The 23,565-nt window shown below is 64.9% G+C and carries 21 protein-coding genes and 1 other RNA gene; 10 read left to right on the top strand and 12 right to left on the bottom strand.

From position 1 onward, the window contains the following. The first annotated feature begins 27 nt into the window (after positions 1-27). The 4 genes from ISP25_RS01050 to fabV all read left to right on the top strand — a co-directional run bounded on the left by ISP25_RS01050 (position 28) and on the right by fabV (position 3,602). The gene (locus ISP25_RS01050; RefSeq protein WP_049620931.1) at positions 28-234 is read left to right on the top strand and encodes a cold-shock protein; all 207 of its coding nucleotides are present in this window, start codon (positions 28-30) and stop codon (positions 232-234) included. A gap of 321 nt (positions 235-555) precedes the next feature. Then, positions 556-1,551, top strand: a complete 996-nt coding sequence (locus tag ISP25_RS01055; RefSeq protein WP_404612072.1) for a N(4)-(beta-N-acetylglucosaminyl)-L-asparaginase — start codon at positions 556-558, stop codon at positions 1,549-1,551. After that, a complete protein-coding gene (locus ISP25_RS01060) occupies positions 1,548-2,267 on the top strand; it encodes a copper homeostasis protein CutC (RefSeq protein ID WP_404611670.1) in 720 nt (239 codons plus the stop codon). The genes ISP25_RS01055 and ISP25_RS01060 overlap by 4 nt, the downstream gene beginning before the upstream one ends. A gap of 132 nt (positions 2,268-2,399) precedes the next feature. Then, the gene (gene fabV / locus ISP25_RS01065) at positions 2,400-3,602 is read left to right on the top strand and encodes an enoyl-ACP reductase FabV (protein ID WP_404611671.1); all 1,203 of its coding nucleotides are present in this window, start codon (positions 2,400-2,402) and stop codon (positions 3,600-3,602) included. A 99-nt stretch (positions 3,603-3,701) separates the two neighbouring features. Here fabV and ISP25_RS01070 read toward each other — a convergent pair whose 3' ends face one another. Beyond that, positions 3,702-4,226 carry a PepSY domain-containing protein gene (locus ISP25_RS01070; RefSeq protein WP_404611673.1) on the bottom strand — a complete coding sequence of 175 codons (525 nt, stop codon included), beginning with the start codon at positions 4,224-4,226 and terminating at the stop codon, positions 3,702-3,704. Positions 4,227-4,584: 358 nt separating this feature from the next. Here ISP25_RS01070 and ssrA point away from each other — a divergent pair. The 3 genes from ssrA to ISP25_RS01085 all read left to right on the top strand — a co-directional run bounded on the left by ssrA (position 4,585) and on the right by ISP25_RS01085 (position 7,901). After that, positions 4,585-4,936: a transfer-messenger RNA gene (gene ssrA, locus ISP25_RS01075) on the top strand. Positions 4,937-5,231: 295 nt separating this feature from the next. After that, positions 5,232-6,731, top strand: a complete 1,500-nt coding sequence (locus ISP25_RS01080; protein ID WP_404611675.1) for a GGDEF domain-containing protein — start codon at positions 5,232-5,234, stop codon at positions 6,729-6,731. A 516-nt stretch (positions 6,732-7,247) separates the two neighbouring features. Next, positions 7,248-7,901 carry a response regulator gene (locus ISP25_RS01085; RefSeq protein WP_404611677.1) on the top strand — a complete coding sequence of 218 codons (654 nt, stop codon included), beginning with the start codon at positions 7,248-7,250 and terminating at the stop codon, positions 7,899-7,901. A gap of 77 nt (positions 7,902-7,978) precedes the next feature. Here the strand turns inward: ISP25_RS01085 and ISP25_RS01090 are convergent, their stop codons facing one another. Continuing rightward, positions 7,979-10,999: an Rne/Rng family ribonuclease gene (locus ISP25_RS01090; protein ID WP_404611679.1), complete on the bottom strand. Its 3,021-nt coding sequence runs from the start codon at positions 10,997-10,999 to the stop codon at positions 7,979-7,981. A 345-nt stretch (positions 11,000-11,344) separates the two neighbouring features. Between ISP25_RS01090 and ISP25_RS01095 the strand changes: the two genes are divergently transcribed. Further along, positions 11,345-12,349 carry an RluA family pseudouridine synthase gene (locus ISP25_RS01095; protein WP_404611681.1) on the top strand — a complete coding sequence of 335 codons (1,005 nt, stop codon included), beginning with the start codon at positions 11,345-11,347 and terminating at the stop codon, positions 12,347-12,349. Here the strand turns inward: ISP25_RS01095 and ISP25_RS01100 are convergent. After that, a complete protein-coding gene (locus ISP25_RS01100; protein ID WP_404611683.1) occupies positions 12,327-13,817 on the bottom strand; it encodes a CPBP family glutamic-type intramembrane protease in 1,491 nt (496 codons plus the stop codon). The genes ISP25_RS01095 and ISP25_RS01100 overlap by 23 nt on opposite strands. A 14-nt stretch (positions 13,818-13,831) precedes the next feature. Continuing rightward, on the bottom strand, positions 13,832-14,173 hold the full coding sequence (locus ISP25_RS01105; protein ID WP_192157596.1) for a 4a-hydroxytetrahydrobiopterin dehydratase: 342 nt from the start codon (positions 14,171-14,173) through the stop codon (positions 13,832-13,834). A gap of 155 nt (positions 14,174-14,328) precedes the next feature. Here ISP25_RS01105 and ISP25_RS01110 point away from each other — a divergent pair, with 155 nt between their 5' ends. Further along, on the top strand, positions 14,329-14,937 hold the full coding sequence (locus ISP25_RS01110; protein WP_404611685.1) for an NfuA family Fe-S biogenesis protein: 609 nt from the start codon (positions 14,329-14,331) through the stop codon (positions 14,935-14,937). Between the two features lie 118 nt (positions 14,938-15,055). On the opposite strand, the gene ISP25_RS01115 is transcribed toward ISP25_RS01110, so the two are convergent. From ISP25_RS01115 to ISP25_RS01130, 4 genes are all read right to left on the bottom strand, one after another. Next, positions 15,056-15,406 (bottom strand): c-type cytochrome, encoded by a 351-nt coding sequence (locus ISP25_RS01115; RefSeq protein WP_192157592.1) that lies wholly within the window; start codon positions 15,404-15,406, stop codon positions 15,056-15,058. 13 nt (positions 15,407-15,419) lie between these two features. After that, the gene (locus ISP25_RS01120; RefSeq protein ID WP_404611687.1) at positions 15,420-15,752 is read right to left on the bottom strand and encodes a c-type cytochrome; all 333 of its coding nucleotides are present in this window, start codon (positions 15,750-15,752) and stop codon (positions 15,420-15,422) included. Positions 15,753-16,154: 402 nt separating this feature from the next. Then, positions 16,155-17,387 (bottom strand): TraB/GumN family protein, encoded by a 1,233-nt coding sequence (locus ISP25_RS01125; RefSeq protein ID WP_404611689.1) that lies wholly within the window; start codon positions 17,385-17,387, stop codon positions 16,155-16,157. Positions 17,388-17,646: 259 nt separating this feature from the next. Beyond that, entirely contained in the window at positions 17,647-18,537 is an 891-nt protein-coding gene (locus ISP25_RS01130) for a carbon-nitrogen hydrolase (RefSeq protein ID WP_192157586.1), read from the bottom strand. Positions 18,538-18,705: 168 nt separating this feature from the next. Here ISP25_RS01130 and ISP25_RS01135 point away from each other — a divergent pair, with 168 nt between their 5' ends. Continuing rightward, complete coding sequence (locus ISP25_RS01135) at positions 18,706-20,505, top strand: chloride channel protein (RefSeq protein ID WP_192157584.1); 1,800 nt, start codon at positions 18,706-18,708, stop codon at positions 20,503-20,505. Positions 20,506-20,573: 68 nt separating this feature from the next. On the opposite strand, the gene ISP25_RS01140 is transcribed toward ISP25_RS01135, so the two are convergent. From ISP25_RS01140 to ISP25_RS01155, 4 genes are all read right to left on the bottom strand, one after another. Next, positions 20,574-21,098 carry a YbhB/YbcL family Raf kinase inhibitor-like protein gene (locus ISP25_RS01140; RefSeq protein WP_404611691.1) on the bottom strand — a complete coding sequence of 175 codons (525 nt, stop codon included), beginning with the start codon at positions 21,096-21,098 and terminating at the stop codon, positions 20,574-20,576. Positions 21,099-21,188: 90 nt separating this feature from the next. Beyond that, on the bottom strand, positions 21,189-21,938 hold the full coding sequence (locus ISP25_RS01145) for a helix-turn-helix transcriptional regulator (protein ID WP_404611693.1): 750 nt from the start codon (positions 21,936-21,938) through the stop codon (positions 21,189-21,191). An 8-nt stretch (positions 21,939-21,946) separates the two neighbouring features. Further along, positions 21,947-22,984: an agmatine deiminase family protein gene (locus ISP25_RS01150; RefSeq protein ID WP_404611695.1), complete on the bottom strand. Its 1,038-nt coding sequence runs from the start codon at positions 22,982-22,984 to the stop codon at positions 21,947-21,949. A 188-nt stretch (positions 22,985-23,172) separates the two neighbouring features. Beyond that, entirely contained in the window at positions 23,173-23,520 is a 348-nt protein-coding gene (locus tag ISP25_RS01155; protein ID WP_404611697.1) for a hypothetical protein, read from the bottom strand. Positions 23,521-23,565 lie beyond the last annotated feature (45 nt).

Genomic DNA, 23,565 nt, shown 5'->3' on the forward strand with positions numbered 1-23,565 from the left:
CTGTCCATGCTTCCAGAGGTTCCAGCAATGCGTTTCGGTACGGTCAAGTGGTTCAACGACGCCAAGGGCTTCGGTTTCATCGCGCCCGAGGACGGTGGGGAGGACGTGTTCGTCCATTTCTCGGCGATCAATTCCAAGGGCTTCCGCAGCCTGCAGGAAGGCCAGCGCGTGAAGTTCGAAGTCACTCAGGGCCCGAAAGGCGCCCAGGCTTCGGGCGTCGAAATCGCGGGTTGATCTCCATGGGCCGGCCTTGCTTCGGCCATGCAATGAAGTCGAGCCCCGCGCCCAGGCGCGGGGCTTTTTGCTTTGAGAAGTGTGACCATGGGCAACCGCACATGGTTTCCGCGGCGCGATCGCCAGATTTGAAAAAAGCGGCCACGGACGGCTACTCGTTTGATCTCATCACCATGACGATCGCAAAAAATAAGAATGCAGCCACGGACGACTGTCCGTTTGATCTCCGCGACCATGGACGATCGCAAAAACGAAGGAATAGACATGACTGACCGGCGACAATTCCTCAAGACTTCCTTGCTTGGCGCATCAGCGCTAGCGATGGCCAAGCCGCTTGCCGCGGCTGCTTCCTCGGGCGCAACGGGTGCCACGGGCCAGCCCGGCATCGTGCGCGTGGCTTCCACCTGGGATTTCGGCGTGGCGGCGAACCAGGCGGCGTGGACTGTCCTGGGCCAGGGCGGCCATGCGTTGGATGCGGTCGAAACCGGCGTACGCGTCCCGGAGGCCGATCTCAAGAACCACAGCGTGGGCCGCGCGGGTTATCCGGATCGCGACGGCCACGTCAGCCTCGATGCCAGCATCATGGACGCCGAGGGCAACTGTGGCGCGGTCGCCGCGATCGAACACATCGCCCATCCGATCTCGGTGGCCCGGCGCGTGATGGAGCGCACGCCGCACGTGTTGCTGGTCGGCGACGGCGCGCTGCAGTTCGCGCTGGAGCAGGGCTTCAAGAAGGAGCATCTGCTCACGCCCGAATCCGAAAAGGCCTGGCACGAATGGCTGAAGACGGCGCACTACGAGCCGTCGATCAACAGCGAAGTGCGCGATTACGGCAAGACGAATCTCGGCCTGCCCGGCGGCAAGGACAACCACGACACCATCGGCATGCTCGCGCTGGACGCGCACGGCAAGCTGGCTGGTGCCTGCACCACCAGCGGCATGGCGTGGAAGATGCGCGGTCGCGTCGGTGACAGTCCAATTATCGGTGCCGGCCTGTACGTGGACGGCGATGTCGGCGGTGCCACGTCCACCGGCGTTGGCGAAGAAGTGATCCGCAACGCTGGAAGCTTCCTGGTGGTGGAGCTGATGCGCCAGGGCCGCACGCCTACCGAGGCCTGCAAGGAGGCGGTGATGCGCATCATCAAGCGCCGCCCTGAGGCCACCAAGACACTGCAGGTCGGCTTCCTCGCCATGAACAAGGAGGGCGAAGTGGGCGCCTACGCGATCCAGCATGGCTTCACCTACGCCGTGTGCGACGCAAAGAAGCAGGACGCGTTGCTGCCTTCGGCCAGCGTCTATACCACGAGCTACTCATGATCCTCGAAGTCTCTGCCAATTCGGTGGCCTCCGCGCTGGCTGCACAGGCCGGCGGGGCAGGGCGGGTGGAACTGTGCGCCGCGCTGGAGCTCGGCGGCCTTACTCCTTCGCACGCCACCATCGCGATGGCGCGCGAGCGGGTGCGCATCCCGCTGTACGTGCTTATCCGGCCGCGTGCCGGCGATTTCCTTTATGACGACGACGAATGCGAGGCCATGCGCCGCGACATCGAAACCTGCGTGGCGCTGGGTTGCGACGGCGTGGTGCTGGGTGCTCTGGATGCCGATGGCGACGTGGACATGGAGCGCTGCTACGGCCTGATCGCTGCGGCGGGCCATATCGGCGTTACCTTCCATCGCGCCTTCGATCTCGCGAGCGACCCGCATCGCGCGCTGGGCGACGTGATCGCCCTGGGTTGCGAGCGCGTGCTTACTTCGGGCGGCCAGGCCAGCGCGATGGAAGGCGCTCCGCTGATACGCGAGTTGATCGCGCAGGCCCACGGCCGCATCAGCATCATGCCCGGGGCGGGCGTCACCGACCGCAACATTGCCGCGCTCGCCGCGGCCACCGGGGCGCACGAAATCCACGCCTCAGCCAAGCGGCAATTGCCTTCCGGCATGCGCCATCAGCCGCCACGGCTCGGCGACATGCAAGGCGGGGAGCTGCGCAGCGATGTCGAGCAGGTGCGCGCCTTGGTGCGGGCGATGCAGCCTTAGCTTCTCTCGCCTGGGGGAGTCGTGGCCTGGCTTCGGAAGGGCCGAGACCAGGGCCGATTTCCCTACCGCAGCGCATGTTGCCCCACCTTCGCTAAGATGCCGCTTTGCAATTCCCTTGCGGAGCGAGTTCCTGTGATCATCAAACCCAAAGTGCGCGGCTTCATCTGTGTCACGGCCCATCCGGTCGGTTGCGAGCTCAACGTGGCCGAGCAGATCGCCACCACCAAGTCCGCCATCCATGACGACGGCAAGGGCCCGAAGCGCGTGCTGGTGATCGGAGCCTCCACCGGCTACGGCCTCGCTTCGCGCATCACCGCCGCCTTCGGTTATGGTGCCGCCACACTGGGAGTGTTCTTCGAGAAGCCAAGCAGCGAGGACAAGCCCGGTACTGCCGGCTGGTACAACGCTGCGGCGTTCGACAAGTTCGCCAAGAACGCCGGCCTGTACGCGAAGTCCATCAACGGCGACGCCTTCGCCAACGCGACCCGCGAACGCGCCATCGAGATCATCAGGAACGAGATGGGCGGCCAGATCGATCTCGTCGTCTATTCGCTGGCATCTCCTGTGCGCAAGCTGCCGGACTCCGGCGAGGTGGTGCGCTCCGCGCTCAAGACGATTGGCGACACGTTCACGGCGAGCTCCGTCGATACCAACAAGGACACGGTGATCCAGGCCAGCGTTGAGCCAGCCACCGAGCAGGAGATCAAGGACACCGTCACCGTGATGGGGGGCGAGGATTGGGCGCTGTGGATCGAGGCGCTGGGCAACGCTGGCGTGCTGGCGCCGAATGCAAAGACCATCGCCTACAGCTACATCGGCACCGAGATCACCTGGCCGATGTACTGGCACGGCACGCTGGGCCAGGCCAAGCAGCACCTCGACAACACCGCCAAGGCGTTGCGCGGGGGCCATGCCGGGCTGGATGCCCGCGTGGGCGTGATGAAGTCGGTGGTCACCCAGGCCAGTGCCGCGATCCCGGTGATCCCCCTGTACGTCTCCATCGCCTTCCGCGTGATGAAGAGCAAGGGTATCCACGAAGGTTGCATCGAACAGATCAACCGCCTGTTCCATGATCGTCTCTACCGGGCCGACGGGGCTGCGGTGCCTACTGACGACGATGGTCGCGTACGCCTCGACGACTGGGAACTGCGCGAGGACGTGCAGGATGCCTGCAAAGCGCTCTGGCCCACCGTTACCACCGAGACGCTGCGCGAGGTCACGGACTACGACGGCTACAAGCACGAGTTTCTCAAGCTTTTCGGCTTCGACCGCAACGACGTGGACTATGGCGCCGAGGTGGATGCCGATCGCCGCTTCGACTGCGTGGAAATGTAAGAGCCCGCTCCGCTTCATGAAAAAGCCCCGCACAGCGGGGCTTTTTTGTGCGCCGGAATTATCGGCCCGACATAACGCTGTCAGGTGCGAAGTGTCGGATCATCCGTGTGACTGAGCGACTACGCTGCCGTCATTGGGATCGGCCAGCAATTCGACGCTATGTCCATCATTGGACTTCGCCTTTGCACTCCACAAGCCGTGATCGAACTTCACGTCCTTGACGTTCTGGTAGCCGGCGGCAGTCAGCTTGGCGCTGACCTCGTCTTCGTCGAGCTTGGACGGTGCATCGGTAGGATAGACGCGGCCGGAAACGGGGCCGACCGCAAGCTTGACCCACTTCTTGTTGCCGCCACGAGCCTTGCTGCGCCACACACCGTCCTTGAATTCCAGGTCTTTCACTTCCTTGTAGCCGGCATCGGCGATCGCGGTCTTGATAGCGTTCTCGCTCATGGCCCCATTGGGCGGCTGCGTAGACCAAGTGCTTGTGGTGGTGGTCGTGGTGGTGTGGGTCATGGACGACGCGGCCATTGGCGTAGGCGGCGACGTTGGCGAAGGCTGGGTTTGCGCGAAGGCGACACCGCCAATCGACAGTCCAATCAACAGGGGAAGCAGGCGTTTGCTCATGATGCACTCCTTGATGATGGGGCAGGGTCGTGCCGGCAGGGAAAGCTCACGGTTCGGTGTTTGCGATGGATAGACCGTCTGTCGGCTCTGACAGAACAAATGAGACCATCGCATTCCAGACGGTGGTCTGAATAAAAGCGTGGACGGGAGGTGAAAGCCGGCTTCGGTTCAGTTGGTCTGGATTTAGTTCGCAGCGAGGCGGTCACGCATCGGACGCCTGCGGCGGATGGGAGGGGCACATTTCAACGTAGTTGTGCCCTAGCCCAGGTGGGGGCGGCTTTGCAGAGCCCCAGCAATGCGATCGCATTGATGCAATACGTCGCGACCCCATATACTTGAGCGGCCATACCGTTTCCCCGGGGGTGTACTGGCTTCGACGGGGGTAGTGAGATGGCTTGGTGCATGCCGAGGGGGCAGCTTTCCTCGTTAATCCAGCAGCAAACTTATAGTTGCCAACGACGACAACTACGCTCTGGCCGCTTAAGGCCTAGCCCCGAACCCGCTTGTGCTCGTGCTCGCCGGTGTAGGGTCATTATCACGAGATCGCCCGAAGCTGCCGCCTGTCGGTAAGGGTTAAATCAAGCAGGCTGGTCCTTCGATGCGCTTCGCACATCGTGCTGTCGCGGGACGAGATTCAACGGTGAGCTAAGCATGTAGTACCGGGCGTCAAGCGCCTTCGGACGCGGGTTCGACTCCCGCCACCTCCACCAATACAGCCACCTAAGCGAATGATTCGCTCAGGTGGCTTTTTCATTTTGGTGGTGGTTGGGTCTGGACTTGGTGTCGACGATGATGACGGGAATAAGCATATGATTTGCTTAAGGGCGGTCACGTAGGATGTTTGCCAGCGTCAGGGCAGAGTGAGTAGGACCTGGGGCGTTGCCTACATTTCCATGCATATGCCTGCACGACGGCGCTGGCGGAGCACTTTCCCTATTAACGCGACGCGTTTTGTCCGTAGACGTTGGGCCATCGCCCCTGCGCTGATCTAGAGGAACCATACGCTTGCAAGTTGTCTTGCTCATCGTATTGCTGACGGCCCACTTGGCACTGGCGCACTGGTACGGGCATACGGAGGCAGTGCTGCCCCAGTTGGCCATGTTGGCGGTGCAGGGCATGGCGGTGTGGGCGGTATTTACACGCTATCGACGCAGCCCGTCTCTGATACGGCTGCCATGGCTGCTGTTGGCGCTGGCTGTGCTGATGCAGATGCTATGGGACAGTACCAATGTGCTGGCAACAGTGCTGGGCGACAAGGGCGGCTACCTGGCCGCGTTGGCAACGGTGTTGTCGGCCTTGTACGTGATCCCGTGCATGTTCATGTCGACGCGCTTGTTTACGCAGCATGAGCCGCGCACAGTGGTGGCGCTGGATCTGGTGCTGCTGTGCATGGTGGCGGCGCTGGTCTACCAGTTCTTCATCACGCTGTTGAGCGGCCCGCTGGCTTCCGATCCGGCCAGCATCTACGTGGTGGTCTACCTTGCCGACGCCATCGACTTTTCGCTGGCTGCGATGGCGATACTGCGCCTGTTTGGTGCGCGCAGCTTCCGCTGGCGCTTCTTCTACTACGTGGCCAGTGCCTATCTGCTGGTCAATGCATCGGTGGCCTGCATCTACAACCGCGTCGAAATGCACGGCCTGCCGTGGTGGGCGGGTTCATTGATCGATGTTCCGCATGCCTTGCTGCTGGTGGTGGCCTTGCGCCAGCCACCGCGCTGGTTGCGCACTTACCGTCCGTCGCTGGGGGTTTCCCAGACGATCGGCTCGTTTGCGCCGATCCTGCTGGCGATGATGGTGGTGATGCTCGGCATCAGCACTTCGCGCATCAACTTCGTGCTCAGCTTGCTGGTCGGGGCGGCGGCGGTGCTGTTCTATGGCTTGCGTGTCGCATTCATCCAGAGCCGCCATATCGACCAGCAGCGTGCCATCGATCTGAGTACCTGGCGATTGGAACAACAGGTGGGGCGCGACCCGCTTACCGGCATCGCCAACCGGGCCACGCTGGACACGCGCCTGCGCGAAGTACTGGAAGAGGGGCGCAGCACCGGCTGCTTCGGCTCGCTGCTGATGATCGATATCGATTACTTCAAGCAATACAACGACAGCCTCGGACATATCGCCGGCGACGCTTGCCTGATACAGGTGGCCGGTGCCCTGAGTCGCAGCCAGGTGCGTGCACGCGATCTGGTGGCGCGTTACGGCGGCGAAGAGTTCGCCATCGTGCTGGTCGATACCAATGCGGAGGTGGCGCTGGAAGTGGCGCGCCGCCTGGTCACCGCGATCGAGCACCTGCAGATCGCCCATCCGGCCTGTCCTCTTGGACGCCTTTCGATCAGCATCGGAGTGGCTACCCAGACAGAGCAGACGCCGATAGATCCTGTGGCTATGCTGGATCAAGCCGATCATGCGCTATATCGCGCCAAGCGCAATGGCCGCAACCGTTTCGAGGCGGCGACAGGCGATGCCGATCCATCTTCGGCTCTGTACGGCGCCAGCAACGCGTAGCGCACCTGATCTGTCCACGCAGCGTGCGATTCATCTATGCCAGCTGGCTACTGCTGGGTGAAACGTGATTCGCCAGGTACGTGCAGTGTCGCGGGTCGCGCCGTGGCCGACCCTGTAGGGATATCCGTAAAAGGCCGGTAAGCTCGGCAACATCGAGGCTACGGGCTTTTCTTGCTCGAAGCCGCCTCGGGCATTCATCGCAGTCCGGCCTTTGTCGGGGAATGGCCAATTCCTGCCTGTTTAGCGGACACGAGATGTGGGCATCGGCTGACGCATCCAATGGACATGGCATGGCACAGTGCATGGGATCGGCGGTGTTCGACGCCGCCTCGCACCGTGATTCACACGTGAAGAAACACTTGGTGATTGGCAATTTTGTGACGGCTTGCGTTGTTCGATGTACACCCCACGCTTGCATCTGGCGGCGGGGCTGCCTAGCTTGCAGGCAGGAGTGTCCCCGTGGGCGCGATGACATGGTGCATCGGCAACCGAGATATCCATCAAGGAGGAGAGGGCATGATCCAGATTGTTCTGATCGACGACCACGAGCTCGTTCGCACGGGCTTCCGGATGATCCTGCAGCAGCAGCCGGACATGCACATTTGTGGCGAGGCGGCGAGTGCGGAAGATGGCTTGCGCTTGATCCGCAGCCTGAAACCGGAGATCGCTCTGGTGGACGTACACATGCCGGGCATGAGTGGTATCGAGTTGACGGAACGGGTTAGTCGTGCCGACTTGGCCACGCGTATCGTGGTAGTCACCGTGGTGGACGATGGCCGCTTCCCCAAACGCCTGCTCGATGCGGGTGCCTCGGGCTACCTGACCAAGGGTTGCAATGCCGACGAGCTGGTGACTGCCGTGCGGCAAGTGGCTGGCGGCCGACGTTACCTCGCGCCGGCAGTGGCTCAGCAATTGGCACTGGCCACGCTGGATGGCAAAGCCTCGCCGTTTGACTCCCTGTCCAGCCGTGAGCTGGAAGTGGCAATGATGCTGGTGCGAGGCAAGCCCCTGACGATGATCGGTGAGCAACTCAACCTCAGTCCCAAGACCGTATCCACCTACAAGCAACGATTGATGGAAAAGTTGCGCGTGGAGCACGTGCTGGAGCTTGCGCACCTGATGACGACGCACGGTTTGATCGACGCCCCGAATCATCGAGTGGGAACCTGAGCAACCGGCACGGTATGGGCTGACAAAAAAGCCGAACCCCTAGGGTTCGGCTTTTTTGTTTTGATGACGGGTGGCGCTTAGGGCGCCGCGTCGTGTCGAGGCTTTTCCGGGGACTCCGTGGCCACATCGTCGGAAGGTTCGGTCGTGGCAGGCCGCACGGGCGAGGCAGGAGCACTCGTGGTTTCGGCCACGAGTCCAAGCAAATCGCCCTGTTGCGGTTGCGCGGCAGCCGGCGGTGCGGCGTGCTCGTTCCCGGAAGGCTCCGCGTGCGTTTCCACGACGGCAACCGGAGCCGGAGCAGCCGGCACAGCGGTTTCCGTAGGCTTCTCCTGCTCCGCGGCCGGATTCTTCGTTACGGGCTCACGCGACTGCTCCGTTTCAACAGTGGCAGCCTCTGTTCCAGCGGAGGACGACACTTCTGTTTCCGCGGTGGCGGGTGCCATGGGCTTTTCGGGAATCGGCGGCAGTGTCGGCAGACTGAAGGCAGTGGCAACGGCAGCGGCCAGCGGCGCTTCGGTCAGTACTACGCGCACGGGTTCGTGGCGTTCGGCTTGCGGAGGCGCGACACGTGGAGCGGGTGCCGGACGAGGAGCCGGGGAAGTGGCCGGGCTGGGCGAAACGGCTTCGGCGACAGCCTCATCGGCAACGGCAGCAGGTGCCGCCACGGCGGGCGAAGCGGCATCTGCAGGTCTGGCTTCTCCAGCGGCGACGTCCGCCTCGTCGCGATCCTCGTCGTCCAGTTCGCCAGCCTGCTCGGCGCCGGGCAGGCCTGCGGTGGCCTCGTCGTGACGGCGGCGGCGACGCCCGCCACGGCGACCACGACGGCGACGCGAGGAACCTTCGGCGTCGCCCTCGGTGGCGCCGGCCGCCACTTCCTGGCCATCAGTCACCGGGGCAACGGCCAGTTTGGCTTCATCCATTGCTTCAGCAGGAGCGACAGTGGGACGTACAGCCGGTGCTTCCGGTTTCGGTGCTGCGGGCATGGCGGCGACGGGGGCCGGAGCCGCAGGCTTGCGCTCAGGCTGGGGAGCCTTGTTGCTCTCCAGATTGTTGTTGCGCGGCTGCTGTTGGCGGTCTTGCTGGCGCTCTTGCTTCGGTGCCTGGCTGGCCTGCTGCTGGCGCTGCGCGCCTTCGTTGCCCTTGTTGCGGCTGTTCTGCTGCTGTGAGTTCGGCTTGGCCTGCTGCGTACCGCTATCGCGACGTTCGTCACGACGCTGCTGCTGGCGGTTGCCGCTGCTGCCCTGTGCGTTGCGGCTGCGCTCGTCGCGACGGGGTTGTTGCTGCTGGCGGTTGTTGCCGCGCGCGCTGCCGCGGTCGTTGGCGTTCGGCTGTGCGGCGGCCGCAGTCGTGTCCGTCGCTGCGGCGCCGTTGCGGAACCAACCGAACAGGCGGGAAATGATGCCGCCGCTCGGAGCGGAAGCAGGGGCAGGTGCCGCCGCCTGACGACGTGGCGCCTGTTGTTGCTGCACAGGTGCTGCGGTCTCCTCGCGCACGGGTGCGGGGGTGGCGGGCACGATGCCGCTGACGGCGGGCTGCTCGTTGCTGCCCAACGCCTGGCCCATCTTCGGGATCGGCGTGGCGTCGACCGCGGTGAGGCGCTCGTAACTGGGCTTGCTGTGCTCGCCCATGTCCGCTTCCTTGATCCGCTGGATCTGGATATGCGGCGTTTCCAGCTTGTCATCGGCCACGATCACCACGTGCGCCTTGTGGCGCAGCTCGATCTCGACCACGCTGGCGCGCTTCTCGTTGAGCAGGAAGTTGGCCACCGCGGACGGAGCCTGCACCAGCACCTGGCCGGTGTTGTCCTTCATCGCATGCTCTTCGATCAGGCGCAGGGTGGACAGGCCCAGCGACTCCACGCTGCGGATGTGGCCATGGCCTTCGCAACGCGGGCAGACGATCTGGGTGGCTTCGCCGAGGCTGGGGCGCAGGCGCTGACGGGAAAGCTCCAGCAACCCGAAACGCGAGATGCGGCCCACCTGCACGCGGGCACGGTCGAGCTTCAGGGCGTCCTTGAGCTTGTCCTCGACCTCGCGCTGATGACGCGGGCTGTCCATGTCGATGAAGTCGATCACGATCAGGCCGCCGGCGTCGCGGATGCGGCACTGACGGGCGATCTCCACCGCGGCTTCGAGGTTGGTGTTGAACGCCGTTTCCTCGATGTCCGAGCCCTTGGTGGCCTTGGCCGAGTTGATGTCGATCGCGGTGAGCGCCTCGGTCTGGTCGATCACGATCGAGCCGCCGGAGGGCAGGCGCACCTGGCGGTCGAACGCGCTCTCGATCTGCGTCTCGATCTGGTAGCGGCTGAACAGCGGGGTGTCGTCCTTGTACAGCTTGAGTTTGCGCAGCGAGGTGGGCATCACCTGCTGCATGAACTCGCGGGCGTCCTCGTACAGCGATTCCTCATCGATCAGGATCTCACCGATGTCGCTGCGCAGGTAGTCGCGCAGGGCGCGGATGAACAGCTTGGATTCCTGGTAGATCAGGAACGGCGCCTTGCGCTTGCTGGCGGCGTCGGAGATCGAGCGCCAAAGGGTCAGCAGGTAGTCGAGATCCCATTGCAGCTCTTCGGCGTCGCGGCCCAGACCGGCGGTACGCACGATCAGACCGACGTCGTCGGGTACGGTGACGTGTTCCAGTGCTTCCTTCAGCGCCTGCCGATCCTCGCCCTCGATCCGGCGCGAGACGCCGCCGGCCTTCGGGTTGTTCGGCATCAGCACCATGTAGCGGCCAGCCAGCGAGATGAAGGTGGTCAGCGCGGCGCCTTTGTTGCCACGCTCTTCCTTCTCGACCTGGACGACGACTTCCTGGCCTTCCTTCAGCAGGTCGCGGATGCCCGACTTGTGCGGGTTCAGGCCAGGGGTGAAGTACTGCTCGGCGATTTCCTTCAGCGGCAGGAAGCCGTGGCGCTCGGCGCCGTACTCGACGAAGCAGGCTTCCAGGGATTGCTCCACACGGGTGATGCGGCCCTTGTAGATATTGGCCTTTTTCTGCTCGCGGGAGGGGATTTCGATGTCGAGATCGTAAAGGTTCTGGCCATCGACGATGGCCACGCGCAACTCTTCACGCTGAGTTGCGTTGATCAACATGCGCTTCATTGTAGTTTTCCTCAGCTCGCCCGCGCGTCGCGTGCCGCGGTGGCGCCGGGATGGCGGCCTGCCGGGGATCGCGCCGCTGCGGTGGAGCGGCTCATGTGACGGCGCCGTTCCCGGCGCCCGGATGTTCGGGTTGCTGCACCAGCCGCGCCCAAGCCAAACGGGCTTCGGGCAAACGACGGTCCGAACCGTTACGATGAAAGGGAGTCGCGACCGCTGCCTGGGAATCAATCCTTGGGCAGTCGGCGCAATCCTCGCCGGCGTGACGGGCGGGGCCCCGGCCCGAACCGGTCTCGGCGGGCAGGGAATGGCGCTCGCCGAGTATCCTATTTCGACAGGTTTTTTTCAATGCAGACGGCAACTTCCCGCGACGTACCTCAAGGTGTGCGTCAAGTCGCGATCGGACCCGAGCGGGACGGCCAGCGTATCGACAATGCGCTGGCGACCCTGCTCAAGGGTGTGCCGAAAAGCATGATCTACCGGCTGCTGCGCACCGGCCAGGTGCGCGTGAACGGCAAGCGTGCCAAGCCGGATACGCGGCTAACCGACGGCGATATGCTGCGAATTCCGCCGATACGGCAGGCAGAACGCCCCGAAGAGCGTGCGGCGCCAGAGACAATGGTCGCCTCGGTAGCCGGGGCGGTGATCTTCGAGGACAAGCACTTCCTGGTGATCGACAAGCCCTCGGGCATCGCCAGCCATGGCGGCAGCGGAGTCAGCCACGGCGCCATCGAGCTGCTGCGCGCGGCGCGCCCCCACGAATCCCTGGAGCTGGTGCACCGGCTCGATCGCGATACCAGCGGCGTGCTGGTGCTGGCCAAGTCCCGGGCCGGCCTGACCGGCCTGCAGGCGGCGATCCGCGCCGGCGAAGTCACCAAGCAGTACCTGTGCCTGATGGTCGGCCATCCGCCCAAGGCCAAATTCGACGTCAACGCGCCGCTGCGCAAGTTCGCCCTGCAAGGCGGTGAGCGCATGGTGCGGGTCAGCGAGGACGGCAAGCCCGCACTGACCTTCTTCCGCGAGATGGAGCAGTATCCGGGCGCCCGCCTGATGCAGGCCACGCTTGGCACGGGACGCACCCACCAGATCCGCGTGCACGCCGCCCACGTCGGTCACCCATTGGCCGGCGACCCGAAATATGGCGATCGCGAGATGAACAAGCGCCTCCGCGAGATGGGGTTGCAACGGCTGTTCCTGCACGCCTCGCACCTCAGCTTCGAGCTGGATGGGCGCCTTTACAGCTTCTCCGCGCCGCTGCCGGACGACCTGAAGACCTTTCTTGATGTCCTGGCCGTGAAGGGCAAGCACCTGCCGTACATCCAGGCTGCCGCTAGAGAAAGAAACGGGCGCTGACCTCCAGCGAACGCAACAAGCCACCCTCCAGCCCGGCTTCCACCAGCAACGCGCAGGCGGCATGTGCCGCGGCCACCGGCAGCAGTGCGCGCGACCGCTGGAAACACCAGGCCCACCACAATTCGGCCAACAGGCAGAGCTGCATCAGCGCGCCGTTCGGCGTGTGCATCAAGGCGAACACGAGGGCGGTGAGCAGCACGGCAAAAGTGCCGTGCACCTGTTTGCTTTCGAGGCGACGCATCACCACGACCAGCATCAGCCATTGCTGCAACAACGCCCACGACAGATACATAAGCGCATGGCTCAATGCCGGCACCGCGAGCTGGCCACCGAAACGGATGACCAGCAGCAGCGCCAGCGGCAGCAGCGCGAATGGCAACAGCCACGTACGGGGATTGCCCCACCAGCACCAGTTCGCCGGGCGGCGCCGCCGTTCGGTTTGCGCGGCGAACAATACGGCGCCGACGAAGACCAGCACGCTGGGTACGGTCAACCGCAGCCCGAGTTGAAGACCGGCAATCAGCCACAGCGGGCCGGCGAGGCAGGCGAGCAACTCCAGCCATAGGCGCCCAGGCAGGCGTGGCCACCACGATGCCAGCATGAGCAGTCCCAGCAGGTAACCACCGGCACCGATCCATGGCAGCCAGCCATGATCATTGGACTCCCGCATGGTTGCCGGCGCGTCGCCATGCGGCAGGATCAGCGCACCCGGTCGTTGCCGCCACGTCAATTCGCGCAGCATCAATTGGGTTTCCGCCGAGGCGCCTGCGGGCAGGGCGATCCAGGGCACTGCCGGCAACATGGGATCGGCGAGCTGACGTGCCGCCGTCAACGGATCGGGCGACAGCAGCAGTGTGGGCAGCGCGGGGGCGGGCAGGGACGCATCGGGGTGCAGCGCCAGCTCGTCCAGTCGCAAGGAGACGTGTGCAGGAAGTAGCAGTCTCAGGCGCAGCACGTCGATCCGCTTCGGTGCGGAGCAGTCGCTGCCGCCAGCGGTTTGCCAATGCAGGTGGCGCAGATCGACCGCAAGTTGCAGCGGGCCGGCGGCGACGGGAGCGTCCTGCCAACCCAGGCAACCGGGCTGGTCCAGTCGTGGCTGCCAGACAATACCCAATTTGAACGGCGCATCCGCCACGCCGTGCAACGACAGCCGGGGCCAATGCTCCACATCGAGCATGCCGTGCACAGGCAGGCCGATTTCGAACGGCGAGCCGTCGCGGCTGGTGATGCGCAGGGCGCCGCCGGAGGATTCAACATCGGCGGCACCGAAGGCACGCCCGGCAACGAGGTCGTGCGGTTCGCGCAATGGCCAACGCCACAGCGGCTGGCCATGCTCGATCAGCGCAAGCCGGCGGTTCGCCACCTCATGCAGGTGCAAGGCGACAATGCGTTCGGCCAGGGTGCGCAGGCCGAGCAGCAGCAGAACCACCAGCAGCGCGAAAGCCGTGCCGGCAAGCCATCGGCGCACGATGGGGCGCACGGTCAACGTGCCAGCAGCGCCTCGACCTTGGCTGCACAGATGATGTCGTTGAGCGACAGCCCGCCCACGTCGTGGGTGGACCACAGCAACTGGCAATGGCCGTAGCCGGCTTCGATGTCCGGATGGTGATCCTCGTGGTTGGCCATGAAGCCGACCGCGTTGATGAAGCCCAGTGTGCGGTGGAAATCGGGGAAGCGGAAATCCTTGACGATGGCGTGGCCATCGGCAGCAAGCGTCCAGCCGGGCAGCAGCTGCAACAACTGGGTGATCTTGTCCGCACTCAGCGCATGTTCCTTGCCCTTGCGCGGCTGGCAATGCTGGCTGGCGAAATCGTGGATGTTCATGGCAGCTCCATCGGATGCACAAAGGCGAGGCTGCGCAGCGTCGAAGTTGTGCGTGCAAATGTCAAAGCCCGCAGCGCAGGAAAACAGTACTAAAATGGTGCTGATTCGACGGGCCGCGCTGGCGCGGCTGTCGCAACAGTTGCCACAGGTGAGACATGATCGAAATTTCTGAACGCGCCCAGCAGCACTTCCGCCGCCTGTTGGCGCAACAGGGCAACGAAGGCATGAGCATCCGCCTGCACGTGACCGCACCGGGAACGGCCGCGGCGAACTGCGAGCTGGAGTTCTGCGAGCCGGCCGAGTTGATAGGCAACGAGTGGACGGTCGAATGCGCAGGCTTTGATTTCCACGTCGAAGGGAGCAGCGCGCCGTGGCTGGATGGCGCCAGCATCGACTTCGAACCCAACACCACCGGCGGCCTGCTCAACATCCGTGCTCCGAAGATCAAGGGAGACGTGCCGGGGCTGGAAGCTGGCGTGATCGAGCGCGTGCGCTACGTGCTCGATGCCGAGATCAACCCACGGCTGGCCTCGCACGGTGGCCGCGTCACCTTGCTGGAGGTCGATGCCGAAGGCGTGGTGCTGCTGCAGTTCGGCGGTGGCTGCCATGGTTGCGGGATGGTGGATGTCACCCTGAAGCAGGGTGTGGAAAAAACCTTGCGCGAGCGCGTGCCTGAAGTGAGCGCAGTACGCGACGCCACCGATCACAGTGGCGGCAAGCAGCCGTACTACAGCAAGCACGAAGGCAAATCGGCCTTGGGCTGAGGCAGGCATTCGCAGGCGTCCCGATCGTGATAACCCGGCAAGCGGCCGTCCACGGCTGAACTCCTCAAACAGAAAGCCCGCCGTGAGGCGGGCTTTCTGTTTCGGTGAGAGGAGCGCGTCAATCGCCCTGGACGTGTCCCTTCAGCGTGTCGAGCTTGGTCGACTGGCTGGAGAAATAAGCGGCGATGTCCTCGATGTCCTGATCCGACAGCGTAGCCACCATACCCTTCATGATCGGGTTGTTGCGACGGCCGTCCTTGTACTCGTGCAGCACCTGTTGCAGGTATTCGTTGTACTGGCCGGCGAGGCGCGGGTACTGCGGATCGACCGCGTTGCCGTCGGCGCCGTGGCAGGCGAAACAGGCGGTGGCCTTGGTCTTGCCATCCGCAGGGTTGCCGCTGGCAAGCAGCGGAGTGGAGGCGATCGCCAAAACGGCGCCGAACGAAAGCAGGGCAAGTGCGCGTTGCATGCGGGGTCCTTGGTTACTTGGTCGGCGTGATACTGGACAGGTAGGCGGCGATGTCCTTGATGTTCTGGTCGGTCAGGCTTTGCGCCTGGGCCACCATCGTCGGATAGGTGCGGTCGCCACTCTTGTATTCGTTCAATGCATTGATGATGTACTGCTCGTTCTGCCCGGCGATTTTCGGCACGGGGTAATCCGGGTAGGCGTTGGCATAGCCCGGCACGCCGTGGCAGCCGGCACAGGTGTAGACCAGCGTGCGCCCAGCGGCCTTGTCGCCGCCTTCGGCGTGCGCGCTGACGGTGGCCAGCAAGGCAAGAGCGCCCGCCAAGCCAAGTGTGTGCAGTCGAATCATCGAGATCGTTCCCCAGGTGCGGCGGCAGATGCGAATGAATGCAACAATCGTCGCAGTATAGACAGCAGCTCCGGGCACGGACAACCTGCGGTGGCTAGAGCTTGCTCAAAGCCTCCCTACGGATCGCGCCGGGAGCTGTTTGCGCACAGGCCAAGGAAGAACGAAGGCACGCAGGGAGAGCTGCGGACGCACGGCTTTGTGGGGCAGGCAGTGGCCCATTCGCGACGCGGTGATGACATGGGCATCTGCGCAAACGGGCCCCGTCCCGTGGACTGCCTAGCAGCGGCCGCCATGCGACGGTGCGCGACTCGACCAGCCGGCCAGACAAGCACTGCGCCATGCACTACGACCTGACGACTGCGCAACGCGGGCTATGCGGAGATTTCGAACAAGTTTTGCCGCTCAGAACAGGCTGCGGACAATGTGGATGCCCGCGCTGTACTCGCCCACGATGGTGCCGAGGCTGACCAGGAAGAAGTTCAGCAGGGTGCGCGCCACGCGGTTTTTCCACCAGCCGCTCCAGTGCACGATGTCGTCGCGCAGCGTGTCGAAGTCGGCCACACGCGGGCGACGCACCCAGGCTTCGGCCATGGCGCTGATGCCGCCGGCCGGGATGCCTGGACGAAACGGCTTGATCGGCGCGGCGATGAAGGCGGCGAGGATGCTAAGCGGATGTGCGCCCGCAGCGACCGCGCCCAGCGCGGCGAAGCCGCCGGTGAACAGCACCCACGCGGTGAGCACCTGCGTGCCCAGCGCCGCGTTGCGATGGAAGGCGAAGGCGATGGCTGCGAATACCGCCAACACGAGGCCCACGGCCAGCCATTTCGGCCACCGTGCCTTTGGCGGCGACCGCGCCAGATCGGCGGCGATCGTCGCCGGGTCGTCGCGCTGTTCGCGCAACAGTTCGCACATGCCCTTCAGGTGCCCTGCGCCGATCACCACCAGTACGCGGCGCGGTTCGGCAGAAGGCTTGCGCGCGGCTTCCTCGCGCAAGCGCGCGGCCATGTAGGCGTCGCGCTCGCCGATCAGGCTCTGGTACAGCGGCTTGGACTCGCTGGCGAACTCGCTGAAGGCGCTTTCCAGCATGTCGCCCTGCTTGAGCTTCTCGATCTCGCCGGGCTCGATTTCCTCGCGCTCGAACACGCTGGCGAGCAGGCCGCCGAGCAGGCCGAAGCGCTGCCAGAAACCTACGTTGTGCCAAGCGCGCTTGAGCGTAGTGCCAACCTCGCGGTCGATCAGCCACAGCGGCAGGTTGCGCGCGGCGGCGCCTTCCATCGCCGCCTTCATCTCGGCACCGGGCTGGATGCCGGATTGCTCGGCGAGGCGTTTCTGGAAGGTGGAAAGGACCAGGCTGGCAGCCACCATGCCTGCTTTGCCCTGGCGTATCACCTGGAACAGGTCCATGCGCTTGAACGCCTCGGGATCGCGCATGCCCTGTGCGCGGCTATCGCACAACTCCACCGCGACCGCGTCGAAGTGCTCGTGGTCCAGCAGTGCCTCCACCGCCTCCATGCTGGTGCGCGAGACGTGCGCCGTGCCCAGCACCACGTACTCCACGCCGTCGCGCGTCACGCGTTCGATGGGCTGGTCCTGCAGCACGGCTGGCAGGGGAGAAGTGGATTTGGGAACACTCATGCGTAAGGCATATCGGTCACTGGGAAGTCCCCAAGCATGGGGACGCGCCCCGCGCGAAGCAAGTCAGAAGTGTGGCCACGGGAGCCACGCATGTGATTTTCGTCGCTGGGAATAGTCGCCATGAAATTGAAGAGTGCGGCCATGAATGGCCGCCCGTGTGATTTTCGCGATAGGGATGATCGCCATGGAATCGAAGAGTACGGTTATGGGTGGCCGCTCATGTGGTTTTCGCGATCAGCGATCACCGCAAAGGCAAAATTCAGTCCCGGAAACGCTTGAGCAGGTCGCCGTAGGAGTCGATGCGACGGTCACGCAGGAACGGCCAGATGCGACGCACGTGCTCGCTGCGCTGCATGTCGATCTCGACCAGCAGCAGCTCGCGCTGATCGGTGCCGGACCTGGCGAGGAATTCGCCTTGCGGTCCGGCGACGAAGCTGGTGCCCCAGAACTGGATGCCCGCGCCCGTGCCCGAAGGGTCGGCCTCGTGGCCGGTGCGGTTGCAGGCCAGCAGCGGCAGGCCGTTCGCCACCGCGTGGCCACGCTGTACGGTGACCCAGGCTTCGCGCTGGCGATCCTTCTCTTCCTGTGCGTCGTTGGGGTCCCAGCCGATCGCGGTGGGGTAGAGCAGCAGCTCCGCGCCGGCCAGCGCCATCAGGCGCGCGGCTTCGGGATACCACTGGTCCCAGCACACCAGTACGCCAAGCTTGCCTACCGAGGTCTGGACCGGATCGAAACCAAGGTCGCCTGGCGTGAAGTAGAACTTCTCGTAGAACGCCGGGTCGTCGGGAATGTGCATCTTGCGGTACTTGCCCGCGATCGCCGTCGAGCGGTCGAATACCACGGCCGTGTTGTGGTAGAGCCCCGCCGCGCGCTTCTCGAACAGCGAGGCCACCACCACCAGCTTCAGCTCCTCAGCCAGCTTGCCGATGCGGGCGGTACTGGGGCCGGGGATGCTTTCCGCGAGATCGAACAGGTCGACCGACTCGTGCTGGCAGAAATACGGGCCGTTGTGCAGCTCCTGCAGCAACACCAGTTCGGCACCGGCCTTGGCAGCTTCGCGCAGGCCGGCCTCGATCGCATCGAGGTTGGCGTCGCGGCTGCCGCGGTCGGTTTCCTGCAACAAGGCGGCTTTCAGGATTTTGCGGGTCATGGCGATTCGGCGTGAGAGTTTGCGCCGCATAGTGTAACAAGGCCGTCCGCCATGACTGCCGTTTGGGCTACTCTGGATCGCAGCGATGCTTCCCTGACGGAGGTGGCCGATGGTTGGTGCAGACGGACGCATGATCCGGTGCTGCGGCATCGGTGGCGGGTGTGCCGCATGAACGCTGTCGCCAACTGGCTGCTGCGCAAGTACGAACGCTGGAAGCAGGACACGCTGAGTCAGAGCGATTTCCGCCCCAGTGTCAGCATCCTCAAGCTCTCGCTGATGGCCGTGTTCGTGGGTATCGCTGCGGCCTTCGTCGCGTACGTGCTGTACCGGATGATCGGCCTGGTCACCAACCTGGCGTTCCGCCAGCAGTTCTCCTTCGATTTCATCGCGCCGGCCCTGCACGCTCCGTTGTGGGCGATCGTGCTGGCGCCGCTGGTAGGCGGCCTGCTGGTGGGGCTGATGGCGCGCTATGGCAGCGACCGCATCCGCGGGCACGGCATCCCGGAGGCACTGGAGGCGATCCTGTTCCGCCGCAGCAAGATGATGGCGAAAGTGGCGATCCTGAAGCCGCTGTCCGCGGCGGTCGCAATCGGCACCGGCGGCCCGTTCGGCGCGGAAGGGCCGATCATCATGACCGGCGGCGCGGTGGGCTCGCTGTTCGGCCAGATGTTCTATCTCACCTCGATGGAACGCCGCACCTTGCTGGTGGCCGGCGCGTGCGCCGGCATGGCGGCGACCTTCGGCACGCCGATCGCGGCGACCCTGCTGGCGGTGGAACTGCTGCTGTTCGAGCTGCGCCCGCGCAGCACGATTCCGGTGGCGATCGCTTGCTTTGTGGCCGACGCGCTGCGCATGTGGTTGCTCGGCCCCGGCGCGTTGTTTCCGTTGGCGACGGCATTCGAGGTAAGCCTGCCGACCTTCGGCCTGGCCGCAGTGTGCGGCTTCCTCGCCGGCTTGCTTGCCACGGCGCTCACTGCATTGGTGTATCGCGCGGAGGATCTGTTCCACCGCTTGCCGGTGCATTGGATGTGGTGGCCGCTGATCGGCGCGGTGGCGGTAAGCGTCGGCGGCGTGATCGAACCGCAGGCGCTGGGCGTGGGCTACGGCGTGATCGACAGGTTGCTTAACGGCCAGTTGGTAGGCATGGCGATTCTGGTGTTCATGCTGGTGAAGTCCGCGATGTGGGTGATCTATCTCGGTTCGGGCACGTCCGGCGGCGTGCTGGCGCCGCTGTTGTCGCTGGGTGCCGGCCTGGGCGGGCTGGAGTCGATGGTGTTTCCCGGCCAGGATCCGTTGCTGTGGCCCTTGCTCAGCATGGGCGCGATGCTGGCCGGGGTGATGCGCCTGCCGTTCACCTCGATCATGTTCGCGCTCGAGCTCACCCACAACGCCAGCGCACTGCCAGTGCTGCTGGTGTCCTGCACCATGGCCTACGGCGTGAGCGTATTCCTGATGAAGCGCTCGATCCTCACCGAGAAGATCGCGCGCCGTGGTCTGGACATCTTCCGCGAATACACGGTGGACCGGCTCGAGCACATCCCCGTGCGCGAGGTGATGACCACCACAATGATCACCGTACCTGGTGATGTCAGCGTGCGTGAGCTGTCCGAACGTTATTTCGGTCCAGACCAGCGATACCGCGCATTTCCCGTGGTGGATGCCGAAGGCGGCCTGCTCAACGTGGTCAACCGGCAGGACGTGCAGCGCTGGCTGCGGGACGATCCTGCAGGTAGCGCGCGGCTGGCCGAAGTGGTGGACAAGGAACCGGTGGTCGCCTTGCCCGACGAGAGCTGCCAGAGCGTGGCCGTGCGCGCCGCGGTGGAAAAGCTCGATCGCATCCCGGTGGTCGGCCCGGACCGTCGCACCCTGGTCGGCATGGTCACTCGCTATGACCTGCTCAAGCCGTACACGCACTACCACGACGAAGAGAAGGTACGCGAACGCTTTTTCCGCAACGGCAAGCCGTGACGGCGGCGTCGAGAGCGCGAAAACGCAGGACACGGAAAGCCCGGGCCACATGCGCTCCCGCCGATCATTCAACGGCCGTAGGTCAACGTGACATGGGCTTTGCCAAGCGTATGGCCGTGGATCATGAAGCCGGCCAGTGCCGGCGAAGCGCCTTCCGGCAGCTCCATGGAAGGCACGTCCAGCGCATACACGGTGAAGATGTAGTGGTGCGGCGCATCGCCCTTGGGTGGGCAAGGGCCGCCCCAGGCTGCCTGGCCATAGTCGTTGCGCACCGCAAGTGCGCCGGTCGGCAAGTCGCCGCCGGCCGGCAGCGCAGTGTTCGAGGCCGGCAGGTTGATCACCACCCAGTGCCACCAGCCGCTACCCGTGGGAGCATCCGGGTCGTAAACGGTCAGCGCATAGCTGCGCGTGCCGGCCGGTGCGTGCTGCCAGTGCACGGCGGGTGCGCGGTTGCCGCCGGTGCAGCCAAAACCATGGAAGCTGCTGCTCCGGGGCAGGTGGCCGTGTTCGCCATCGACCTGCACCCGGAAGTCGGCGGCATGGGCACCCAGAGCAAAGGCGGATGCAAACAGTGTGGCAATCAGGCGGCGCATGGGGAACCTCGCGGGGACGGAGTGCACGCATGGTGCGTGGCATCGCATCGTCGCGGTGGCTCCAAACGCGCAAGCGCTCGCTCGATCCGCTCAATCACGCAGCTCGGAGGGCAAGCTGCCGAAGCGTTCGCGGAAACGCGCGGTGAAGCGCGAAGGCGAGGCATAGCCGCACTCGACGGCCACTTGCTTGAGCGGCTTGTGCGAGCCCTGCACCAAGGCCAGCCCGTGGGTGAGCCGCACCTCTTCCAGGATCCCGCGGAAGCTTGTCGCCTCTTCGGCCAGCCTACGGCGCAGCGTGGCGGTGCTGAGCGCGAGTTGCGCGGCCACGGCTTCTGCGCGCCACTCGCGTGCGGGCTGTGTGTTGAGCAGCAGGCGAATGCGCTCGCCCAGCCCGCGGTCGCGCGGCATCGGCGCTCGGTAACCGGCCAGCGCCACGGCGGCCACCAGTTCGGCGACACGGTGGCGCAGCAGGTTTTCCGGGAGCTGTTCGGAGACGCCTTGCTCGACGTGGGCAAACGCCTGTTCCAAGGCGCGCTGGACAGGCAGTGCCGCCCAGGGCGGTGCATCGGCGGGCGCCAGGTCGGCAGTCGTCAGCATCGCCTGCGGCAGGCACAGGCAGACGGCGCGATACGCGCCATCGTCCGGCGGCAGGTTCTCCACATGCAGCAACTGTCCAGGCGCCACCGCGGCAAAACCGCCGGCAGGGATTTCGTCCTGACGTTGTCCGTTGCCTATGCGCTTGCGGCCCGCGCGCACCTGGAAGATCGAGAACTCGGCGAAGGGCGCGGCAGCGATGCGCTGGCGCCGCCTTGCGAATATCTCCAGGCGTGCGATGGTCACGCGTGAACTTAATCGACCAGCCCGGCAGGCAACTGCATGGTGATGCAGTGCAGGCTGCCGTTCTGCCAGATCAGCGGACGGCAGGGCACCTGCACCACTTCGCGGTCGGGATGCGCAGTGGCGATGATGCGCGCGGCCTCGTCGTCGACCGCGTCGCCATAGGCGGGCACCAGTACGGCGCCGTTGACGATCAGATAGTTCGCGTACGAGGCGGCGAGGCGACGGCCTTGGTCGATGATGGGCTGGGCCCAGGGCAGCGGGTGCAGCCGATAGGGGCGGTCATCGGTAGTGCGCAATGCGGCGAGTTCGTCGCCCATGCGCGCGAGCTCGTCGTGGTGTTTGTCGCCGGCGTCATTGCAGGCTTGGTACACGATGCGTTCGCCAGGCGCGAAGCGGGCAAGGGTGTCGATGTGCGCATCGGTGTCGTCGCCTTCCAGGTAACCGTGATCCAGCCACAGGATGCGATGGGCGTGCAGGCTGTCCATCAGGACGGCGTCCATCGCCGCGCGACTCTGTTCGGGGTGGCGTTGGCTGAGGCACTTCCAGGTGGTGAGCACGCTGCCGACGCCGTCGCTCTCGATGCCGCCGCCTTCCAGCGCCCAGTCGATGCGGCGGTGGCCGGCCTTGCCGAACACCCCGGCATCGACGAGGCCCGCGATCAGCGCGTCGTCCTGTTCGGCGCCGAACTTGCCGCCCCAGCCGGTGAAACGGAAATCGGCGAGCTGGAAGTTGCCGTCGCCGTCGGCGAGGGTGATCGGACCGGAGTCGCGCAACCAGGTGTCGTCGTAGGGGAGCTCGATGAAACGGATGCGGGCAAGTTCGACACCCGCCGCGCGCAACAGGGTTTCGGCATGGGTACGCACATCGGCATCAGCCACCACCACGATCAGGCGCTGGAAGCGCGTGACCGCTGCGGCCAGCGCCACGTAGGTGGTTTCCACCTCTGCAAGGCGTTCGGCCCAGTCGGTGCCCGCATGCGGCCAGGCGATCAACACCGCGGCTTGCGGCTCCCATTCGGCGGGCAGGCGCCAGCGGGGTTCGGTCATGAGGAGATACTCGTGCGGGTCGGACGGCGCCACCGGGGCGCAGGGCCGCTCATTTTAAGCGATACGCACAGCGCAAAACGGCGGGGCGCCGCTTTGCGCGCCCGAACGGCGCCGCAAGGGCGGCACAGAAGTGTGCGGCATGAAAAAAGCGGCCCGCATTGCCGCGGGCCGCGATTGGGAGCCGGCAATCAGTTCGTGGCGGCCGGATTGGTGTTGTTGCCGGCCGGCGTGTTGAGCACCGAATGGATCACGTGGCTGCCCTGGAAATATACGATGAAGTCCGCGTATTCCCAGCGGTTGATGACCGGATGCTTGCTGCTGTCACCGCCGCGCGGCGCGAGTTTGCGCTGCGGTGCGCCGTAGCGCTGTTCGACCTGCGCCATGCTCATGCCGCGCGTCGGTAGGTTCATGGTGTTCTCCTGCTGCACGCGATGGATCAGCAGGTTGTCGGCGCGGGCCATTTGCGGCGCGGCGAAGCCGCTGAATCCGATAGCGATGGCTGCCAGCAAGGGCAGGTTGTAGCAATGCTTGGACATGATCCCCTCTCCGCACGTGGCGTTGCCGCGCCGTTGTAGCAGAAC

This window comes from Rhodanobacter hydrolyticus (assembly GCF_044904645.1).